This is a genomic window from Streptomyces sp. WM6386, from assembly GCF_000972385.1.
Classification (GTDB): Bacteria; Actinomycetota; Actinomycetes; order Streptomycetales; family Streptomycetaceae; genus Streptomyces.
This window is the reverse complement of sequence record NZ_JXTE01000280.1, coordinates 1-839: the sequence shown is the minus strand read 5'-3', so window position 1 is coordinate 839 and position 839 is coordinate 1. Positions and strand designations below refer to the sequence as shown.

The 839-nt window shown below is 71.9% G+C and carries 1 protein-coding gene; it reads left to right on the top strand.

Going from position 1 to position 839, the window contains the following annotated elements; all coding sequences use genetic code 11:
- Positions 1–839 (top strand): universal stress protein (locus tag TN53_RS41250; RefSeq protein WP_046264023.1); only part of this gene is annotated, 839 nt, incomplete at both ends.

The window sequence follows — 839 nt, the reverse complement described above, 5'->3', positions numbered from 1 at the left end:
AGATCGAGCTGGTCGACATGTCACCGCCGGCCCTGCGCCGGCGGATGGCGCACGGCAACATCTACAAGCCCGACAAGGTCGATGCCGCCCTGTCGAACTATTTCCGCCCGGGCAACCTGACCGCCCTGCGCGAGCTGGCCCTGCTGTGGGTCGCCGACCGGGTCGACGAATACCTGACCGAGTACCGCAGCGAGCACCGGGTCTCCAAGATCTGGGGCTCCCGCGAGCGGATCGTCGTCGGACTGACCGGCGGACCCGAGGGCCGTACCCTGATCCGCCGCGCCGTGCGCCTGGCGGAGAAGGGCGCGGGCGGCGAGGTGCTGGCCGTCTACATCGCCCGCAGCGACGGACTGACCTCGGCCTCGCCCAAGGAACTGGCCGTGCAGCGCACCCTCGTGGAGGACCTCGGCGGCACCTTTCACCACGTCATCGGCGACGACATACCAGCGGCGCTGCTGGACTTCTCGCGCGGCGTGAACGCCACCCAGATCGTCCTCGGGGTGTCCCGGCGCAAGGGATGGCAGTACGTCTTCGGTCCCGGTGTCGGCGCCACGGTCGCACGCGAGTCGGGACCCGACCTCGACGTCCACCTGATCACACACGACGAGGCGGGCAAGGGGCGTGGGCTGCCCGTCGCCCGCAGTGCGAGGCTCGGCCGCCCCCGGGTCATCTGGGGCTGGCTGACCGGCATCGGCGGCCCGGCGGTCCTCGCGCTGCTCCTGAGCGAGGCGGCCCCCGGTCTCGGTCTCGCCAACGACATGCTGCTCTTCCTGTCGCTGACCGTGGCCGCGGGCCTGCTCGGCGGCCTCTGCCCGGCACTGGCCTCGGCGGCCTTCGGC